The sequence below is a fragment of the Campylobacter sp. BCW_6871 genome (assembly GCF_001762325.1).
In the GTDB taxonomy this organism is placed as follows: Bacteria; Campylobacterota; Campylobacteria; order Campylobacterales; family Campylobacteraceae; genus Campylobacter_D; species Campylobacter_D jejuni.
In genome coordinates this window covers 89,644-108,912 of sequence record NZ_MJWQ01000032.1, presented here as the reverse complement: position 1 = coordinate 108,912, position 19,269 = coordinate 89,644, and the positions used below count along the sequence as shown (strand labels likewise).

At 31.0% G+C, this 19,269-nt stretch carries 19 protein-coding genes and 1 pseudogene; 12 read left to right on the top strand and 8 right to left on the bottom strand.

Annotated elements, in window-relative coordinates; translation table 11 throughout:
• From AJ930_RS09970 to AJ930_RS03160, 4 genes and pseudogenes are all read left to right on the top strand, one after another.
• Nucleotides 1-1,144: Cj0814 family flagellar-dependent secreted protein (locus AJ930_RS09970; protein WP_083263154.1), on the top strand; the 1,144-nt coding region annotated here is incomplete at its 5' end.
• Between the two features lie 84 nt (nucleotides 1,145-1,228).
• On the top strand, nucleotides 1,229-1,999 hold the full coding sequence (locus AJ930_RS03170) for a transporter substrate-binding domain-containing protein (RefSeq protein WP_002776733.1): 771 nt from the start codon (nucleotides 1,229-1,231) through the stop codon (nucleotides 1,997-1,999).
• A gap of 92 nt (nucleotides 2,000-2,091) precedes the next feature.
• Nucleotides 2,092-2,318: pseudogene (locus AJ930_RS03165) on the top strand (hypothetical protein).
• Nucleotides 2,319-2,343: 25 nt separating this feature from the next.
• Nucleotides 2,344-2,568 (top strand): hypothetical protein, encoded by a 225-nt coding sequence (locus AJ930_RS03160; RefSeq protein ID WP_002780361.1) that lies wholly within the window; start codon nucleotides 2,344-2,346, stop codon nucleotides 2,566-2,568.
• On the opposite strand, the gene fliP is transcribed toward AJ930_RS03160, so the two are convergent.
• Nucleotides 2,565-3,299 carry a flagellar type III secretion system pore protein FliP gene (gene fliP, locus AJ930_RS03155; protein ID WP_002852529.1) on the bottom strand — a complete coding sequence of 245 codons (735 nt, stop codon included), beginning with the start codon at nucleotides 3,297-3,299 and terminating at the stop codon, nucleotides 2,565-2,567. The two genes, AJ930_RS03160 and fliP, sit on opposite strands and share 4 nt — an antisense overlap.
• A 142-nt stretch (nucleotides 3,300-3,441) precedes the next feature.
• On the opposite strand from fliP, the gene glmU reads away from it, so the two are divergent.
• Genes glmU through truA form a run of 7 tightly spaced genes read left to right on the top strand, consistent with a single transcriptional unit; the run spans nucleotide 3,442 to nucleotide 9,688 of the window.
• Nucleotides 3,442-4,731: a bifunctional UDP-N-acetylglucosamine diphosphorylase/glucosamine-1-phosphate N-acetyltransferase GlmU gene (gene glmU, locus AJ930_RS03150; RefSeq protein ID WP_070242802.1), complete on the top strand. Its 1,290-nt coding sequence runs from the start codon at nucleotides 3,442-3,444 to the stop codon at nucleotides 4,729-4,731.
• Nucleotides 4,728-5,882 carry a bifunctional phosphopantothenoylcysteine decarboxylase/phosphopantothenate--cysteine ligase CoaBC gene (gene coaBC, locus AJ930_RS03145; RefSeq protein ID WP_070274824.1) on the top strand — a complete coding sequence of 385 codons (1,155 nt, stop codon included), beginning with the start codon at nucleotides 4,728-4,730 and terminating at the stop codon, nucleotides 5,880-5,882. The genes glmU and coaBC overlap by 4 nt, the downstream gene beginning before the upstream one ends.
• Entirely contained in the window at nucleotides 5,879-6,496 is a 618-nt protein-coding gene (locus tag AJ930_RS03140) for a hypothetical protein (RefSeq protein ID WP_044779277.1), read from the top strand. The genes coaBC and AJ930_RS03140 overlap by 4 nt, the downstream gene beginning before the upstream one ends.
• Before the next feature lie 3 nt (nucleotides 6,497-6,499).
• Nucleotides 6,500-7,168 carry a polyprenyl diphosphate synthase gene (gene uppS / locus AJ930_RS03135; protein WP_002852565.1) on the top strand — a complete coding sequence of 223 codons (669 nt, stop codon included), beginning with the start codon at nucleotides 6,500-6,502 and terminating at the stop codon, nucleotides 7,166-7,168.
• The gene (locus tag AJ930_RS03130; protein ID WP_070274823.1) at nucleotides 7,165-7,941 is read left to right on the top strand and encodes a prepilin peptidase; all 777 of its coding nucleotides are present in this window, start codon (nucleotides 7,165-7,167) and stop codon (nucleotides 7,939-7,941) included. Before uppS ends, AJ930_RS03130 begins: the two co-directional genes overlap by 4 nt.
• The gene (locus AJ930_RS03125) at nucleotides 7,941-8,966 is read left to right on the top strand and encodes an LptF/LptG family permease (RefSeq protein ID WP_002861467.1); all 1,026 of its coding nucleotides are present in this window, start codon (nucleotides 7,941-7,943) and stop codon (nucleotides 8,964-8,966) included. The genes AJ930_RS03130 and AJ930_RS03125 overlap by 1 nt, the downstream gene beginning before the upstream one ends.
• Nucleotides 8,963-9,688 (top strand): tRNA pseudouridine(38-40) synthase TruA, encoded by a 726-nt coding sequence (truA, locus tag AJ930_RS03120; protein WP_072225843.1) that lies wholly within the window; start codon nucleotides 8,963-8,965, stop codon nucleotides 9,686-9,688. The genes AJ930_RS03125 and truA overlap by 4 nt, the downstream gene beginning before the upstream one ends.
• Here truA and ilvA read toward each other — a convergent pair.
• Together ilvA and AJ930_RS03110 are read right to left on the bottom strand one after the other, a co-directional pair.
• Nucleotides 9,685-10,896 carry a threonine ammonia-lyase gene (gene ilvA / locus AJ930_RS03115; RefSeq protein WP_002861469.1) on the bottom strand — a complete coding sequence of 404 codons (1,212 nt, stop codon included), beginning with the start codon at nucleotides 10,894-10,896 and terminating at the stop codon, nucleotides 9,685-9,687. The genes truA and ilvA overlap by 4 nt on opposite strands.
• Nucleotides 10,896-11,309: a CoA-binding protein gene (locus tag AJ930_RS03110; RefSeq protein ID WP_002861470.1), complete on the bottom strand. Its 414-nt coding sequence runs from the start codon at nucleotides 11,307-11,309 to the stop codon at nucleotides 10,896-10,898. The genes ilvA and AJ930_RS03110 overlap by 1 nt, the downstream gene beginning before the upstream one ends.
• A 118-nt stretch (nucleotides 11,310-11,427) precedes the next feature.
• Here AJ930_RS03110 and AJ930_RS03105 point away from each other — a divergent pair, with 118 nt between their 5' ends.
• Entirely contained in the window at nucleotides 11,428-11,844 is a 417-nt protein-coding gene (locus AJ930_RS03105) for a membrane protein (protein WP_002861471.1), read from the top strand.
• On the opposite strand, the gene trmA is transcribed toward AJ930_RS03105, so the two are convergent.
• The 5 genes from trmA to AJ930_RS03080 are packed head-to-tail and all read right to left on the bottom strand — an operon-like array spanning nucleotide 11,831 to nucleotide 19,221.
• The gene (gene trmA / locus AJ930_RS03100) at nucleotides 11,831-12,904 is read right to left on the bottom strand and encodes a tRNA (uridine(54)-C5)-methyltransferase TrmA (RefSeq protein ID WP_052950014.1); all 1,074 of its coding nucleotides are present in this window, start codon (nucleotides 12,902-12,904) and stop codon (nucleotides 11,831-11,833) included. The two genes, AJ930_RS03105 and trmA, sit on opposite strands and share 14 nt — an antisense overlap.
• Entirely contained in the window at nucleotides 12,901-14,634 is a 1,734-nt protein-coding gene (locus AJ930_RS03095; protein WP_053872916.1) for a Na+/H+ antiporter NhaC family protein, read from the bottom strand. The genes trmA and AJ930_RS03095 overlap by 4 nt, the downstream gene beginning before the upstream one ends.
• On the bottom strand, nucleotides 14,631-15,380 hold the full coding sequence (locus tag AJ930_RS03090) for an SDR family NAD(P)-dependent oxidoreductase (RefSeq protein WP_053872917.1): 750 nt from the start codon (nucleotides 15,378-15,380) through the stop codon (nucleotides 14,631-14,633). The genes AJ930_RS03095 and AJ930_RS03090 overlap by 4 nt, the downstream gene beginning before the upstream one ends.
• Nucleotides 15,377-16,615: an ankyrin repeat domain-containing protein gene (locus tag AJ930_RS03085; protein WP_070274822.1), complete on the bottom strand. Its 1,239-nt coding sequence runs from the start codon at nucleotides 16,613-16,615 to the stop codon at nucleotides 15,377-15,379. Before AJ930_RS03085 ends, AJ930_RS03090 begins: the two co-directional genes overlap by 4 nt.
• Before the next feature lie 59 nt (nucleotides 16,616-16,674).
• Nucleotides 16,675-19,221, bottom strand: a complete 2,547-nt coding sequence (locus AJ930_RS03080; protein WP_070274821.1) for a bifunctional aconitate hydratase 2/2-methylisocitrate dehydratase — start codon at nucleotides 19,219-19,221, stop codon at nucleotides 16,675-16,677.
• Nucleotides 19,222-19,269: the final 48 nt, after the last annotated feature.

The window sequence follows — 19,269 nt, the reverse complement described above, 5'->3', positions numbered from 1 at the left end:
TAATACAACAAATACTAGCAATAACACTAATTTTAGTATAAGTAGTAAGACAAATTCTCCTAACTATGATATATCAAGTGAATTTAAAAACTCTATTTATACTCTAAAATACAAACAAGCAGATATAAGTAATACTTCTACTAATACAGCCTATGGTTATAGTGTAGATAAAGATGGCTATATGGGAAGTGATTTTAACAAAGCTGCAGGACTTCCTGAAGATTTTAAGATACATAAATCTACTTTGGATGAGATAGAGAGAGTGGCTGAATATAATGTTTCTGATATAAGAGAATATCTAGGTGTAGATAAATATTATTCTAATATAGATATGGCTGAAACCATAAAACAATATTATAATCTTTTTTCTAATGCTTTAAGCCAAAGCTTTCCAAGTGATAAAACAAGTTTTAGTGAAGCAGATATAAATTCTATGCCTAGTGGATATGCTGTAGGTGGAGATAAATGTATGAATTTTAATGATCCAAATAATAGAATGAATATTACTCATTTAAAAGACTTTTCTGGAGCTTTAGTTTCAAATGTCTATCAAACATCAGAACAAGCAGAGAAAGCTGATGATCTTTGGGCTGATTCTGGAAATATGATTAATGGTTTAAAACCTGAAACCTTAGGTTTATCCTTAGAAGAAATAAAAAATGTTTCTCAAGCTAAATATGAATGTGATTTTAAACCTGATATGTCATTTTATCCAAAAAATGAAGATGGAACTTATACTAAAGAAGATTTATTTATGAGTTTTTTAAAATCTCAAGGTGGACAACCCGTTGAGAGTCCAAAAACTACACTTAATCCAAAAGTAGAAGCTTACAATACAGCTATGGCTAAGGAGAGTTTTTCAACCACTAGCGTTGATTTGACTGATATCATGACAGGTAAGGTTGATTTTGCAAGTTTATTAAAATATGAACTTGATAGAGGTCGTATAGCTGGAGAGCTTTATATGTATGAAAAGGGTATGTCTCCTAAGCAAGCTTTAGGCAATTGGGCTTTAGACGCTGAGATTAAACAAGCTCTTGCTAATGGCTGGAAAGCAAGTAGTGAAAGTATAAATTCTTATGTTGGATCTATAATGGATAGATTAAATAATCTTATAGGACAAACTAGGGTTTACAGGTTTTAATTTTTTAAGTTTGAAACAAATTGCTAATAACAAAATAAGATAAAATTAGTATAATTTTTTTACAAAAAATTTTGAAAGGAAATTATGAAAAAAATTATTTTGATTTTTATCTCTTTTTTTGCTTTAAATTTGAGTGCAAAAGATTTGGTTGTAGGAATGGAGCTTGGATATCCGCCTTTTGAAATGAGCGATAAAACAGGCAAAGCAAGTGGAATTAGCGTGGATTTTTTAGAAGCTTTTGCAAAGAAAAACGGCTATAAACTTGTAGTAAAAAATATCGCTTGGGATGGTTTAATACCTGCTTTAAAAACAGCCAAGATAGATCTTATCATGTCTTCTATGACAATTACCGATGAGAGAAAGAAAGTGGTGGATTTTAGCATTCCTTATGCTAAGGCAAATTTGGCTATTTTAACTCCTTTGAACTCTGATATTACAAATATCAAAGATTTAGATAAAAAGGGCAAAGTTTTGGCTTTAAAGCGTGGTTCTACAGGACATTTATATGCGGTTAAAAATTTAAAAAATGCAACTATTAATTTATTTGATAAAGAAAATGCTGCTATTTTGGAAGTGATTCAAGGCAAGGCTGATGGATTTTTTTATGATCAACTTACGATTTATCGCACTTGGCAAAAACATCAAGATACAACCAGAGCCATTTTAGCGCCTTTTCAAGAAAATCCTGAGTTTTGGGGTATAGCTGTAAGAAAAGGTGATGAAGCTTTAAAGGACAAGCTTGATAATTTCATTGATGAGAGTAGGAAAAATGGCTTTTTAGATTTTTTGGGCAATAAGTATTTAAAAGACATTAAAGAAGTTTTTAAGCAAAATAATATCACTTTTTTCTTGTAGGCTTTTAATAAAATATTGATAATTAATATTAATTTTATAAATTTTGATATACAATATCATTATCTAAATTTTAAATAAAAGGATTTAAGATAATGAAAAAAGTTGCATTTTTTTGTTATTTTTGTTTTTATCTTGCACTGTACTAAACGCAGCTAGGGAGTATTGCAAATATGCTTATCAAGAAGATAGAGCTATACCTTTAATTTTAAATTATGGAATAAGATTGGGGGTAGTAGGTGCTGGGGTTGCGAATGCACCTGCACCGGGCGGAAGTACTTACAATTCAAAAATTGACATGATGGCTGCAAGATACCACTAAGCTTAGTTTTTGGGTGTATTTTACAATGCTAGAATTTATTTTTACTCTTATTTTAGATTTTACTTTTTATTCTATCAAGACCCTAGAAAAAGTCTTTCTAGGGCGAACAGCCTTAGTAATTCTTTTTGTTGTTTTTATAGCTCTTTTTTGCGTTAAAGGCTTGTTTTTGTATATACTTTTAGCTTTAGAATTATTTTTGCTTTTGTATCTTTTTCTTGGAATTTTGTTTTTAAGATTTTATAAATCTTAGGTTACAAAGCTTTCCACAAGCCTTTGCACTAGCAAATTCCATCCATCCACTAATACAAAAATTAAGAGTTTAAAAGGTAAAGAGATCATAGTAGGAGGTAGCATCATCATACCCATAGCCATTAAAACTGAGCTTACAACCATATCTATGACTAAAAAGGGCAGGTAGATTAAAAACCCTATTTCAAAAGCGGTTTTAAGCTCTGAAATCATAAAAGCAGGAACTAAAACCGTAAGGGGAACATCATCTATGGTTTTGGGATTGGGTAGATTGCGTATACGATAAAAAAGGGCTAAATCTTTTTCTCGAGTATTTTTAAGCATAAAATCTTTAAAAGGTTTTGCTCCTTTTATAAAAGCCTCTTCATAGCCTATTTTTTCTGCTAAATAAGGTTTTATACCTTCATTATAAGATTTTGTAGCTACAGGTTCCATGATAAAAAAAGTTAAAATTAAAGCCAAGGTTACTAAAATGGTATTAGGTGGCATACTTTGCGTCCCCATAGCTTGTCGCAAAAATGAAAATACCACAATAAGACGCAAGAAAGAAGTCATAACAAAAACTATACTTGGAGCGAGCGCAAGTATGGTTAAAACAATCACTATATTTAAAGTAGTAACAAGCTGATTAGGTGTATTGGGTGCACTTAAGCTTAAATTTACTGTAGGGATAGTTGCTTCAGCAGCAAATAAACTCATGCTTAAAAGTAAAAATAATAATATTTTTTTCAAAATTTAAAAACCTTTTTTTGTTTTTTACTAAAGAAATTTAAATTTTATCTTTTGATGACTAAAAACTAGTTTAAGGGTATTAGGATTTTAACTTTAAACTGCTAAAATAGTCTTTTAGACTTCTTAATAACAAAGGTAAAAAATGAAAACTTCTATTTTGATTTTAGCGGCAGGATTAGGCACTAGAATGAAATCACAAAAGCCAAAGGTTTTGCAAGAGCTTTGTCAAAAAAGTATGATTTTACACATTTTAAAAAAGGCTTTTGCTTTAAGTGATGATGTAAGTGTAGTTTTATCGCATCAAAAAGAACGCGTTGAAAAAGAAATTTTAGAACACTTTCCAAAAACACAAATTTTAGAGCAAGACTTGCAAAATTATCCAGGAACTGCGGGAGCTTTAAGGGGGTTTGAGCCTAAAAATGAAAGAGTGTTGATTCTTTGTGGCGATATGCCTTTGGTTGAGCAAACAAGTTTGGAAGCTTTGTTGGGTAATAATGCAAAATTAAATTTAGCAGTTTTTAAAGCAAGAGATCCTAAAAGTTATGGCAGAGTGGTGATAAAAAACGATAGTGTTGAAAAAATTGTTGAATTTAAAGATGCAAATACACAAGAAAAAGAGATAAATACTTGCAATGCTGGGGTTTATGTGATTGACTCGAGGCTTTTAAAAGAGCTTTTACCTTTGATTGATAATAATAATGCGGCAAAAGAGTATTATTTAACCGACATTGTAAAACTAGCAAAAGAAAAAGATGTGATGATTAAAGCGGTTTTTGTAGATGAAGATGAATTTATGGGGATCAATGATAAATTTGAACTCAGTATAGCTGAAAATTTCATGCAAGAAAAAATTAAAAAACACTGGATGCAACAGGGTGTGATTTTTCATTTACCGCAAAGCACTTTTATAGGTGCAGATGTTGAATTTGTAGGTGAATGCGAAGTATATGAAAATGTAAGGATAGAGGGTAAAAGTAAGATTATAAACTCTATCATTAAAAGTTCAAGCGTGATAGAAAATTCCATCGTAGAAAATAGCGATGTAGGACCTTTGGCACATTTACGTCCAAATTGTGAGTTAAAAAACACTCATATAGGAAATTTTGTAGAATGCAAAAATGCAAAGTTAAATACCGTAAAAGCAGGGCATTTGAGCTATTTAGGAGATTGTGAGATAGATAGTGGAACCAATATAGGCTGTGGGACTATTACATGCAATTATGATGGGGTAAAAAAGCATAAAACCATCATAGGAAAAAATGTTTTTGTAGGTTCTGATACGCAATTTATCGCACCTGTAAAAATCGAAGATGAAGTGATCATAGCAGCAGGAAGCACAGTAAGTGTTAATGTAGAAAAAGGTGCTTTATTTATCAATAGAGCAGAGCATAAGATGGTAAAAGATTATTATTACAAGAAATTTCAAAAATGAAAACCATACTTTTAGCCATTAGTGGCAGTATAGCTTTTTATAAATCTTACGAGCTTATTTCTTTGTTTAAAAAAGAAAGCTTTAGGGTAAAAGTTTTGCTTTCTAATGGTTTGTTAAAATTTGCTAGCAAAATGAGTTTTGAAGCCTTAGTTGATGAAGTTTTATGCGAGGAAAATGAAAGTTGGCAAAACTCAAACAATCACATAGCTTTTAGTAAGGATGCAGATCTTGTTTTGTTTGCCCCTGCAAGTGTTAATTCTATCAATAAACTTGCTTTTGGTATAGCGGATAATCTTTTTATCCAAACCTTAATCGCAGCAAATAAACCTCTTATCATAGCTCCTGCGGCAAATACAAATATGTTTCATCATTTTAGCACGCAAAATTCTTTAAAGATACTTAAAAAAAATAAAGCTTTGATTATAGAGCCTATTTGTAAAGTTTTAGCTTGTAAAGATGAAGGCGCAGGAGCCTTAGCTGAAGTTAAGGATATTTTCAGTATCACCAAAAGAGAACTTTTAAAAGAAAAGTTTTGGTGCGATAAAAGTGTAGTTATCACAGGTGGTGGCACAAGAGAAAGAATTGATGATGTGCGTTGTGTGAGTAATTTTTCAAGTGGAAAAATGGCAAAAGCCATAGCTGATGCTTTTTATTTTTTAGGAGCTAGGGTAAAACTTTTAAGCTCTGTGGAATTTGATACTCCTTATGAGCTTTGCAAATTTGAAAGTTCTAAGGATCTAAAAGAGCTTTTGGATAAAAATTTAAGTCATGATTTTTTGATTATGACGGCTGCAGTGAGTGATTTTATCCCTCAAAGTGTAAAAGGAAAAATTAAAAAAAATGAGCATTTACAGGGTTTAAACTTGCATCTATCTTTAAATGAAGATTTGCTTAAAACTTGCAAATTTCAAGGCAAAAAGATAGGTTTTAAGATGGAATTTGATTCTCAAAATGCCTTAGAAAATGCGAAAAAATCTTTAAAAGATAAGCAACTTGATATGATTTGTCTTAATATCATTGATCAAAAAAATTATTTTGGAAGCGATCAAAATGAACTTTATTTTATCACTTTAAATAATGAAAATAAAAGCACCTTGCAAAGCAAAGAAAAATTGGCATTTGAATTAGTAAAATGGTGTGAAAAATTATGAGTATGATTAATTCTACCTTGCCTATACAAATGAAAGTTTTGGCTAAATCAGGCTATGGACACTATACACTTTTGTTAAATCACAAAAAGATTCAAACCAAAAGCATGATAGAGCTTGAAATTGGTGCTGAATATTTAGCTGAACTTTATATGCAAAATGGTGGAGTTATACAATTTAAACATCTTTCAAAGCGTCCTAATTTCAAACCTTTTGAAGAGGGATTGGCTTTGATAATCGCTATTTTAGAGAATAAAATTTCTTATAAAAAATTCATCATACAAAATCTTTTAGATTGTAAAGATATAGAGCGTTATCAGATATTAAAAGAAATGCTTTTTGCAAGTTTTGAAAATATTTATCATATTCCTTTTATCTTTGAAAATAAATCTTGTTTGTTTCAAATGCGTAAAAGAGCAAAATATTTAGAAATTTACTTATATTTTAGTGTTTTTGGAGCTTTGAAAATTTTGATAGATTCACAAGGTGTTAGCGTTTTTACACCTTTTGCCAAGGTACAAAAATTTTTAAACGAACATTTAGATTTTAATGTATCGCAAGAAAACAAGATTGAACCTTTGTTTGTTTTCAAAAGGCTTTTTGATTTTAAAGGATGAAAAATGAATGAATTAAAACACCTTGCTGTTGTTATGGATGGTAATAGGCGCTGGGCTAGGGCTAAGGGTTTTTTGGCAAAACTTGGATACTCCCAAGGAGTCAAAACTATGCAAAAATTGATGGAAGTTTGTATGGAAGAAAATATTTCAAATTTAAGCCTTTTTGCTTTTAGTACGGAAAATTGGAAGCGTCCTAAAGATGAAATTGATTTTATTTTTGAACTTTTAGATCGTTGTTTGGATGAAGCTTTAGAAAAATTTGAAAAAAATAATGTGCGTTTAAGAGCTATAGGTGATTTATCGCGTTTGGAAGATAAAGTAAGAGAAAAAATTACCTTAGTTGAAGAAAAAACAAAGCATTGTGACGCACTTTGTGTTAATTTGGCTATAAGTTATGGTGCAAGAGATGAAATTATAAGAGCTGCTAAGCGTGTGATCGAGAAAAAACTTGAGCTAAATGAAGAAAATTTAACGCAAAATTTAGATTTACCTTTAGATGTGGATTTGATGCTTCGCGTTGGAAATGCTAAAAGACTTTCAAATTTCTTACTTTGGCAGTGTTCATATGCTGAAATTTATTTTAGTGAAACTTTATTTCCATCTCTTACCAAGAGAGAATTTAAAAGGATTATTAAAGAATTTAGAAATAGAGAAAGAACTTTTGGAAAATGATACTTTTCATAATAATTCTAGGGGCTTGTTTAGGTTCTTTTTGCGCAAGTTTGGCAAGTAGGATAATTGAAAAAAAGCCTTTTTTTATCTCGCGCTCTTTTTGTTTTTCTTGTGATACAAAATTAAAATACTATGAAATTATTCCTGTTTTTTCTTATATTTTTTTAAAGGCAAAATGTCAAACTTGCAAATGTCATTTACCTATTTCTTTATTAATCAATGAAATTTTAGGCATAATTTTGCTTATTTTGGTTTATTTTTTAAGTCAAAATTTTTATGATTTTTTATTTTTATCTCTATTTTTATTTAATCTTTTCTTGCTTTCTTTAATTGATATTAAACTCAAAGCCGTACCACAAATCTTACTTTGGAGCGCTTTTTTATTTGCTTTTTTTTACGCCTTTAGGGAAAGTGAAATTTTACATTTTTTGATTTTTAAAGAGTTTAGCAGAGGTTTTTTACTAAATGCTTTTAGTTTTGGAGGATTTGTTTTTTTATTAAAAAGTTTAGTTTTTTTTCTAATGAATTTCCGAAAAAAAGATGAAATTTTGGAAAATTTGGGCGATGCTGATATTATCATTATGTCTTGTATAGGTGGAATTTTAGGTTTTGAGTATGGATTTTTAGTATTACTTATAGCTTCTATTTTAACTTTGCCTTTTTTTATTTTTTTAAAAATTAAAGCAATAAAAGAGCAAGAACTTGCTATGATACCCTTTTTAAATATCGCTTTTGTGGCAGTTTTATTTTATAAAAACTTAGGATTATTCTAATGAAGCTTAGTTTAAGATATGTTTTAAATCAATTTTTAAGTACGAATTTGTCTATATTTTTCGTACTTTTTGCTATTGTATCTATGGTGTTTTTTATTCAACTTGCAAAACTTACTTCAAGTATAGAGATTAGTTTTTTGGATCTTTTAAAGCTTTATGGATTTATGTTGCCTAGAATTTTAATTTTTACCTTGCCTATATCTTTTTTTATTTCTTTAACTTTGGCTTTGTTTAGGCTTTCTAAGGAAAATGAAAGCATAGTACTTTTTACTTTGGGATTTTCACCAATGATTTTGGCAAAATTTTTCCTTAAAATTGCAAGCTTGATTAGTGCTTTTATGCTTGTTGTGGCTTTGGTAATGATACCTATAGTATTTGAACTTCAGGATAACTTTGTAAACTATAAAAGCACTCAAGTGAAATTTAACTACAAAACAGGAGAATTTGGACAAAAATTTTTAGACTGGATGATTTTTATAGAAAAACAAGATAGTGATAAGTATGAAAACATAATTATGTATCGCCCTAAACATAAAACAGATGATAAAGAACAACTTATCATAGCCAAAGAAGCGCATGTGCAAAGAAAAGATGATAGCTTTGCTTTTAGCTTGAATCAAGGCAAAATGTATAATTTTGAGCAAGGTCAAAGTATTTTTAGTGGAGAATTTGACACTTTAGTAGTAAATACTCAGTTTAATACAGACAATCTTCAAACAAAGAAATTTTATGAATACTGGAATGATTTAAACGAAAATCCACAAAGAGCAAGAGAATTTGTGATTTATACAACTATAGCCTTGTTTCCACTTGCTAGTACGCTTTTTGCGCTTTGTTTTGGTTTGGTTACTTATCGTTATGAAAAAGGCTATGTGTATTTAGGTATGTTTGGAGTGATTGCTATATATTTTGGACTTTTAAGTTCTTTTTCTCAACCTCCAATTTTGGCTTGCCTTGGAATTTTTTCTTTAAGTTTATTTGTTTCGGCTTATTGTTTTAAGAAAATGATTTTGAGTCGTTATTGATGAAAATAAAAATTATATTTTCTTATGATGGCTCTGCTTTTTTAGGTTCTGCTACTCAGCCTCATAAAAAAGGTGTTCAAGATGCTTTAAGTGGTGCCTTATCGCATTTGGGTATTGTTTCACCTCTTTTGATGGCTTCTCGTACAGATAAAGGAGTACATGCAAGCTATGCTGTAGCTAGTGTGGAGTGTGGAGATCATTTTGTAAATTTAGAATATCTTCAAAAACAGCTTAATAAATTTTCCCATCCTTTTATCCATATCAAAAAAATTGAAAAAGTAAAAGATGATTTTGAAGTAAGATTTGATGTAAAAAGTAGAGAATACCGCTATATATTTTCTCACTCTTCTTATAGTCCTTTTATGGCTTCTTATGTACATTTTTATCCTAAATTTGACTTAGATAAGGCTAACGAGCTTTTGGGTTTTTTTGTGGGAAAAAAGGATTTAAAGTTTTTTTGCAAAAGTGGAGGAGATAATAAAACGACTTTAAGAGAAATTTTTATTGCTAGAGCTTATGCTTATAAAGATTTTAGCATTTTTCATTTTAAAGCTAATGGTTTTTTAAGAGGGCAAATTAGATTAAGTGTAGCAAGTGTTTTAAAGGTTTTAGAAGGAAAAATGAGTGAAAAAGAACTCAAAGAACAGATTGAGGCCAAAAAGCAATACAATCACTTTTTAGCACCGCCAAATGGGCTTTATTTAAGCCGTATATGTTATTAAAAACTTTCATAGAAATTAAAGGCCTTTTGGGTTAAAATTTTTCTTATTTCTTCTTGATGTTCTTTACCTTTGGTTTCTAGGGTAATTGAAATCATCGCATCGCCATAATCAAGCTTGGTAGAAAATCTATCATAGTCGATTTTTACTATATTGGCATTGGCTATTTTTAAGCTATCTGTAAGGTGTAATAATGCCCCAGGTTTATCTACTAAAGTAACATGAATTTGCATTTTTCTGTAAGATTTAAATAAACCTTTTTCTATGATGATATTTAGCATTTGTGCATCGATATTGCCTCCGCTTAAAACTACGCCAATTTTTTTATGATTTTGTGTATTTATTTTTTGATGAAGTAGGGTGGCTACACTCGCAGCTCCTGCGCCTTCAACTATGATTTTATGTTTTTCAAGTAAAAACAATACCGCATTAGCGATTTCTTCATCATCAACTTGGATAAAATCATCTACGCATTCTAAAATAATATTAAAATTAATAGGATTTGCATCACGCACAGCAATACCATCGGCTATAGTGCGTACGCTTTTTGCATTTTTGATTTTTTTAGCATGAAAACTTTCATACATTGCAGGAGCTCCTTTGGCTCCAACTCCGATGATTTTAATGTTTGGATTGATTTGTTTAGCTGCACTTGCGATACCACTTATAAGTCCTCCACCTCCAACAGGTGCGATAATCATATCAAGATCACTTATTTCATCAAGCATTTCAAGCATCAAAGTTCCTTGTCCTGCCATTACAAATTCATCTTCAAAAGGATGGATAAAACTAAGATTATTTTCTTTAGCATAAGAGGTTGCAAAAGTATAGGATTCATCAAAATTATCCCCTTTGAGTATCACCTCTGCTCCTAAGGCTTTTGTAGCAGAAACTTTTAAGAGCGGAGTGGATTCTGGCATTACAATAACCGCTTTAATGCCAAATTTTTTTGCACTAATGGCCACGCCTTGAGCATGGTTTCCCGCACTTGCGGCAATGACTCCATGTTGTTTTTGTTCAGCGCTAAGATTGGCTATTTTATTATAAGCTCCACGAATTTTATAAGCACCTGTAATTTGTAAATTTTCATTTTTAAGATAAATCTCACTTTGACAAATATCACTTAAAAAAGAAGAGTATATGAAAGGAGTTTTGTTTACAAACCCTGAAATTTGTTGTTTTGCTTTGTAAATTTTATTAAGCTCTAACACTATTTTTCCTTTGTTTTAAAATACGGATATTCTAGCATAATGCAACGATTTTGTATAAAATTTATATCTAATTTTTTACATTCTTCTTTGGCTGTTTCATTACTAATACCAAGTTGAAGCCATAGGTTTTTAATATTTTTTTCAACAAGCTTAGGAAGAATTTCTAGTGCCGCTTCGCCTTTTCTAAAAAGTATAAGTGTATCGATTTTTTCTTCTATTTGATCTAAATTTCTATAAACTTTTTCATTTAAAATAAACTCTTCTTTAGGATAAATAGGAAAAATTTTATAATTTTTTCTTTGTAAAAATTCTGCTACCCTATAAGAAGCTTTTGTCTTATCTGGACTTAAAGCAAATATGGCAATATTTTTACTTGTATTTATAATATAAGAGATAGTTTCTTTTTCATTCATTATTAACCTTTGTTTTGGTATTTTATCTTAAATGATTAAAAAATTAACTAAAGTGAATTCAAAAAATGAAAAAAGTGTTATAATATAGCAAATTCCGAAGTTTAATAAGGAGGGAAAAATGGAAGAATTTTATCCATATACTTTAACAATCCATCTTCTTTGTGCTATTTTGTTTATAGGTTATTTGTTTGTTGATGTATTTGTTTTGGGCGTAGTTAAAAAGAAAAATCCTAATTTTGACAAAAGTCTTTTTAGTGCTACTGGGGTTAAAATAATGCCTTTTGTGGTTCTTTTGCTTTTTTTAAGCGGAGGTGCTTTGGCAGGTTTTCATTTTAAACCTTTAAATTTACTTTTTGCTATAAAAATTATTTTGGCTTTTGGAATTTTATCTTTAGTTGTTTTTTCTTTATTTTGTCATTTTATATTAAAGAAGAAAAACCCGCTTGGTGCTTTTATCCATCCTTTTGTATTTGTGCTTTGTATCGCGATAGTAATACTGGCTAAATTAATGAATTATTTTTTTATACCTTGCTAAGAAATACTCCACATTCAAGATGTGGAGTATTGGCAAATTGATCAAAAAGAGCAAACTCTTCCACTCTATGTGTTAGACTTAATTCTTTTAAATTTTCTTTTAAAGTGATAGGATTGCAAGAAATATAAATAATATTTTCATATTTTTTTATTAAGTCAATTACGCTTTTATCAAGTCCTGCACGGGGTGGATCAACTAAAACATGAGAGAAATTAAAATCATCTAATCGAATATCTTTTAAACGAAAAAATTCTCTTTCTTTTTTGATAGCAAGACTTAATTCTTCGCTTGAAAGTCTTGCAAAGTGGATATTTGTTGTATTGTTAAGCTCGCAATTTTTTAAAGCAAAATTAATATTGCTTTTTGAAATTTCAGTGGCTAAAATTTTAAAAAAGAATGGTGCTAAAGCTAAAGTAAAATTTCCATATCCACAGTAAAGCTCAAGTAAATCCATTCTTTTTTGAGTGCTTAAAATTTCACATACCCAAGTAATCATTTTTTCATTTATAGCAGTATTAGGCTGAATAAAACAATCGTTGTTAAATTCATAAAATATTTTTCTATCTTGAATATTTAAAGTTTGTCTTAGATTTTCTGTTTTAAAAATAAGTTTTTTGCCTTTACTTCTTGCTATAAGGTTGATATGAAGAATATTGCTTAAATTTTCTAAATTTGACTTTATATCTTCTATATTTTTATGATAAAGTAAAGTTATGCTAAGTTCTTGCTTTGTGGTTAAAAACTCCACGCCAAAAAGTTTTTCTTTTAATTTGCTATCTTGACGCAAGCATTCTAGAAGTTTTGGCATAAAAGCGCAAATTTTTTCATCAGCAAAATCTAAATATTCTATAATGTACTTTTTTTTGCTTTTTGGATCAAACATTGCATAAAAAAGAGTATCATTTTCATGATAAAATGAAAGTTCAGCTCTTGTACGATAATGTTTATCTTTTGAGGCAAAAAGTTTAAATTCCTTTGTATAAAATTCTTTAAAATATTTTTTTATGAAAGAGTGTTTTTCATCTAAAGTAAGAAAATTTCCAAAATTTTCAAGACTCATGGAACTTTCTTTCCGATGAGTCTTAGTAAAAGCGTAATAAGTATGAAATTCAAAGGCAAGACAAGCCAAACACTAAGTCCTAAAGATACAGGAATATATCCAGCGATTAAAGAAATACCACAGATAAATAAAGCATAAGGAATTTGTGTTCTTACATGCTCCATATGATCGCATTTTGCGCTCATAGATGAAAGGATTACATTATCTGAAATTGGTGAGCAATGGTTTCCAAAAATCGCACCTGTTAAAACGCAGCTTATATTAATAACCATATAATGATGCATAGCATTTGCATCCATACCATTGATTTTGGCGATTTCATGAGCTAAAGGCACAGCCAAAGGCATTAAAATCCCCATAGTTCCATAGCTTGTTCCTATGGCAAAAGAAATGGCTGAAGCAAAAGCAAAAATAGTAGCAGGCAAAATAAACTCAGGCAATTTATCTGCAAGTAAACTAGTGATAAATAAAGAAGTTCCTAGATCTTTTACTATACTTGAAAGCGACCAAGCAAATAAAAGCAATACTATGGTAAAAATCATGGTTTTCCAGCCATATATCCAAGTTTCTACCGCTTCTTTAAGATTGAAAATTTTACGACGCACCCCGATAAAAATCGCTACAATAGCAGCAAACAAAGCAGCTTGGAATAACACCACAGAAGAATCAGCATTTCCAAAAGCAGCCCTAAAAGTTTCAAAAGACAAAGGATTGGCGCTTGCTTTTGCAAGTTCTTCGCCTTCTAAAGTGCTAAGTCCATTAAAATAAAATCCTAATATAGCTAAAATGATTAAAGTAAAAATAGGAACAATAGCATCAAAAGCACGAATTTTAATACCTTCTTTTGGCGCTAAAAACTGATCTTCTAATTCAGCAGTATCTAGTATGCCTGATTTAGGTAGAGGTGCAATTTGTCCTGTGGTTCTTGCACGCACTTCAGCCTTGTACATAGAACCAAACTCACGTCCCATGATTGCAGTCATGGCTACAAAAAAAAGCATGAAGATATTATAAAAACGATAAGGTATGGTTTCGACAAAAATTCCAAAAGCACTAATATCGCTAATGCCTATGTGTTCATAAGCGGTTTTAATTAAGGAAACTTCTAAGCCTATCCAAGTAGAAATTACAGCTATTCCTGCTACGGGAGCGGCAGTAGAATCGATAATAAAGGCAAATTTTTCACGAGAAATTTTAAATTTATCCGCCAAAGGACGCATAATTGGACCTACGATCAGTAAATTAGCATAATCATCAAAAAATATTAAAAGCCCTAAAAACCAAGTGTTAACTTGAGCTGATACAGCTGATTTGGCTCTTTTGGCAAATTTTAATGCTACAGCTTTTGCACCACCCATTTTTGTGATAAGTGCTACAAGACCACCTATACAAAGAATTTGCAAAATGATTCCTGCATTTACTGGATCTGAAGTTGAGCCTAAGATGTAAGAAATAATCTTTGAAAAAGATTCTACTGCGGTATTGTAATAATTTACAAAAGCTAAATGTTGTGCTTTAAAAATATTTACAGAAAGGCTAAGTAGAAAAGTTCCGCTTAAAACCCCAGCAAAGAGTGATAAAATAACATCTTTTGTGATAAAGGCTAAAGCAATAGCAACTAAAGGTGGTATAAGCGTAAAAGCTCCAAACAAATTAGCATTTGCAGCTGCTTCTGAGGAGTTTGCAAATGCAACTAAAGGTAAAAACAATAAAACTAAAAATTTATTCATTCATCTCTTTCTATATAAAATCCATTCCAAGTTTGTGTTACCGGCATAAGCTCGATTTCATTAACATTAATATGGCTTGGTAGGTTAATGATAGACATTACTACTTTGGCAATATCATTAGCACTGATAAATTGCGTATTTTCATACACTGCATCAGCTTTTTGGATATCTCCTTTAAAACGCACTTCACTAAATTCAGTTTTGCAAAGTCCTGGAGCAATGTTTGTTACTTTGATATTGCTTCCTCTAAGATCATTTCTTAAGGCCAATGAAAATTGTCCTACAAAGGCTTTGGTTCCACAATACACATTGCCTCCAAAATAAGGATTGCGTCCCGCAACTGAACCTAAGTTAAAAATATAAGCATTTTTTTGTTTACGAAGTATAGGAATAACAGCTTTTGCAACATATAAAAACCCTTTGATGTTTGTATCTACCATAGTGTTAATATCTTCAAGGTTTAATTTATCAAATTCATCTACCCCTAAAGCCAAGCCTGCATTATTAAAAAGCACATCAATTTCTTGAAATTCTTTAGGTAAATTTTCAATAGCCCCAAAGATTTCTTTTTGATTTCTTACATCTATGCAAAGGGTGTAAATCTTATCTTTATGAGCATTTTTTAGCTCTTCTAGACGCTCTTTGCGTCTAGCAAGGGCGATTACTTTGTAGCCTTCTTGTATAAAAGCTTCAACACAAGCTCTACCAAAACCTGAACTAGCTCCTGTAATAAATGCGGTTTTCATTCTAAACTATCTCCGTAAAATAGATTTTCATTTGCTTTTAAACCCAAGCTTTTTAGATAATCAGCATTTTCTTTTTTACCTGCTGATAGTGCAAAGTCAAGCGCATTAAAACCAAGATCATCAACAGCATTAAAATTTGCTCCTTTTGAAATAAGAAGTTTTAAAATTTCAACATTTCCATAGGCTGCAGCATGCATTAAAACATTTTTTGAAGTGTGCTCTAGAGCACAAAATGTAATAAAATAAGGCGTATTTGAACCTATGTTCGCACTTAATGCTAATTTTTCATTGTTATTAATATATTTTTGATTAAAATTTGCTCCATTATCAAGAAGTAGTTTTATGATATCAAGGCGATTAAACTCTATGGCATAAAAAAGTGGGGTTTTACCAAAGGCATTGGCTTGATTAACATTCGCTCCATTTTGGATTAAAAAATTTGTATTTTCATAATTTTCCAATGCGTAAAAAATAGCACTTTCATAACCTTCGTCAATCCTAGCACCAAAACGAATCAAAAGTTCTAAAATTTCTTTTTCTCTTTGATTTAGAAGCGCTGCTTGCAAGGCTATCGTAAGATCATCTTGGCTTGGATTATTTGAAAAAATAAAATCTTGTATATAAGATACTGAATAATTTTTATTTGACATGATTTTTGCTAAAGGACTAATGTCTTTGTAAATTTTTGTTTCACCAACAGCCCAATTTAAAAATTCGTTTAAGGCATTGCTAGTATAGTAAATATTACTACCTTTGTCAAAATTAAAATTACTTTCAAAATACTTTTCTAAAGGTTCTATAGCATTGTTATATTCTTTCCAAAAAGCTTTGTAAAGTCTAAAATTTCCTATACTTTGATATGCCCAATATCTAAAATAAGATTTTAAAATATCATATTTTTTTTCTAAATTTTCGGGTGTATCTAAAGTTTTTTGATAAGCGATGGGATCGATAGCTATTTTTAATAATAAAAAATCAAATTGTTGTAATTTGGGCAAATAAGCCACACCATTACAAGAGCTATTGCTTCCGCGAATTTCATTGGAAATCGCATAGAGTTTTTTTGTAAAATCTTGATTTTTTAAAGATTCTTTACAGCTTGAAGCTATATTTAAATAATCTAAATTTGAACTTTTATTTAGCAATGTTTTATTATTTTTAATGTTGTCGCAGTTAATGGCATCGCTAGCCATTAAACTTGCAAAACAACAAAAGGAAGTGAATAATAACTTCAATATTTTTCCTTTGAAAATTTTAATTTTGTTATTTAATCCAAATAAGTATTAAATTTGAATTAATTTTCAAGTTTGAAATTTTCAATCTCATTAAAATTTAAATATCTATAGATATTTGCCTTATGCTCATCACTTAGTTTTTCGCTGACAATTTGTAAGTATTCTTCCTTGCTTGGAATTTTACCCAAAATCGCACAAACTGCCGCAAGTTCTGCACTGCCTAAATATACTTTAGCACCCATTCCCATACGGTTGTCAAAATTTCTTGTAGAAGTTGAGAAAACTACAGCTCCATCATTTACTCTAGCTTGATTACCCATACATAAAGAACAACCAGGAACTTCTATTCTAGCACCTGCTGCACCAAAGATGCTGTAATAACCTTCATTGGTAAGTTGTGCTTTATCCATTTTTGTTGGAGGCACTACCCAAAGTCTGGTTTTAAGTATGCCTTTATCTTTTAAAATTTCTCCCAAAGCTCTATAATGTCCTATATTTGTCATACAAGAACCTACAAAAACTTCATCTATATTTTTTGGACGCTTATCATCGGCTAAAATTTCACTTAAGGTTGCTACATCATCAGGGTCATTTGGACAAGCTAGGATTGGCTCTTTAATGTCATTAAGGTTAATATCTATAATATAAGCGTATTTTGCATCTTTATCTGCTCTTAAAAGAGTAGGGTTTTTAAGCCATTCTCTCATTTTTTCAGCCCTTCTAGCAAGGGTAGCTTTATTCTCATATCCTGCTTCTATCATAGCTTCAATTAAAGAAATATTGGATTTGATATATTCGCTTACACTTTCTATGCTTAAATCCACACTACAAGCAGCTGCAGATCTTTCAGCACTTGCATCACTAAGTTCAAAAGCTTGTTCGACTTTTAAGTTTGGCAAGCCTTCTATTTCTAAAATTTTTCCTGCAAAAATATTTTTCTTATTTTTCTTTTCAACGGTAAGTTGTCCTTGTTTGATTGCATAATAAGGTATAGCATTAACCAAATCTCTTAAGGTAACTCCAGCTTGTAATTCCCCGCTAAAACGCACTAAAACACTTTCAGGGATATTTAAAGGCATAGAACCAGTAACTGCAGCAAAAGCCACAAGTCCACTTCCTGCAGGGAAAGAAATTCCTATAGGAAAGCGTGTGTGAGAATCCCCACCCGTTCCTACGGTATCTGGCAATACAAAACGATTAAGCCAAGAGTGAATAACCCCATCACCTGGTTTTAAACTTACCCCACCACGACTTGTCATGAAATTGGGCAAGGTTTTATGTAAATTTGAATCGCTTACTTTTGGATAAGCAGCTGTATGGCAAAAGCTTTGCATCACAAAGTCTGCATTAAAACCTAGGCTTGCAAGTTCTTTAATTTCATCTCTAGTCATAGGACCTGTGGTATCTTGAGAGCCTACAGTTAAAGTTATAGGTTCTATATACATACCTGGACGTACGCCTTCAACTCCACAGGCACGACCTAGCATTTTTTGAGCCAAGGTATAACCACCGCTTGAAGATTTAGGTTGTTCAGGTTTGGTAAAGATATTTTCACTTTCCATTCCTAAAAATTCTCTAGCCTTAGTACAAAGCCCGCGACCTATGATAAGTGGGATTCTTCCTCCTGCTCTAACTTCATCTAAGAGAGTGTTTGGACTGAGTGTAAATTCTGCGATTGTAGAGCCATTTTTTATGATTTTTCCCTCATAAGGATGAATTTCAAACTCATCGCCCATTTCTAAGTTTGTTACATCACAGATGATAGGTAAAGCCCCGCTATCTTGAGCAGTGTTAAAGAAAATCGGTGCTATAGTTGAACCCATTACTATACCACCGCTATGCTTGTTTGGCACACCTTCTATTTCTTTTCCTAAGTGCCATTGTATAGAATTTATTGCTGATTTTCTACTTGAACCTGTTCCTACAACATCACCTACATAAACTACTTCGCGACCGCTTTTTTTAAGCTCTTTGATTTTTTCTAAGGATCCTGCTTGTCTTACTTTTAGCATGGCATTTGCATGCAAAGGAATATCGCTTCTTGTAAAAGCATCTCCTGCAGGGCTTAGATCGTCGGTATTTGTTTCGCCTGCTACTTTGAAAACTATACATTTAATCACTTGAGGTAATTTTTCTTTTTTGTTAAACCAGTCCGCATTTGCCCAGCTTTGTAAAACTTCCTTAGCGTGTGGATTGTTTTTGCTAAGTTCAGCTATGGTATGAAAATTATCATGTACAAAAATAATATTTTTCAACACTTCTGCAGAATCTTTGGCTATGTTTTCATCTTTTAAAGCATCGATTAAAACTTTAACATTATATCCGCCTAGCATAGTTCCAAGCATTCTTAAGGCTCTTTTTTTGTCTATATTTGGAGCACTGATTTTGCCTTTAAGTATAGAATCTAAAAATTCACATTTTACTAAAGCTGCATCATCAACACCAGGATTTACTCTATTTTCTAAAAGATTTGCAAGCTTTTCATTATTTTCATTTTCAAGTAGTTTACAAAGTTCTTTAGTTTGATTTGCATTTAAAGGAAGGGGTGGTATACCCAAAGCGGCTCTTTCTTCAACAAGTTTATTGTATTCTTGCATAAAAGACATTTTCTACTCCTTAAATATTTTTTATTATAATTGTAGCTCTTTGAAGGA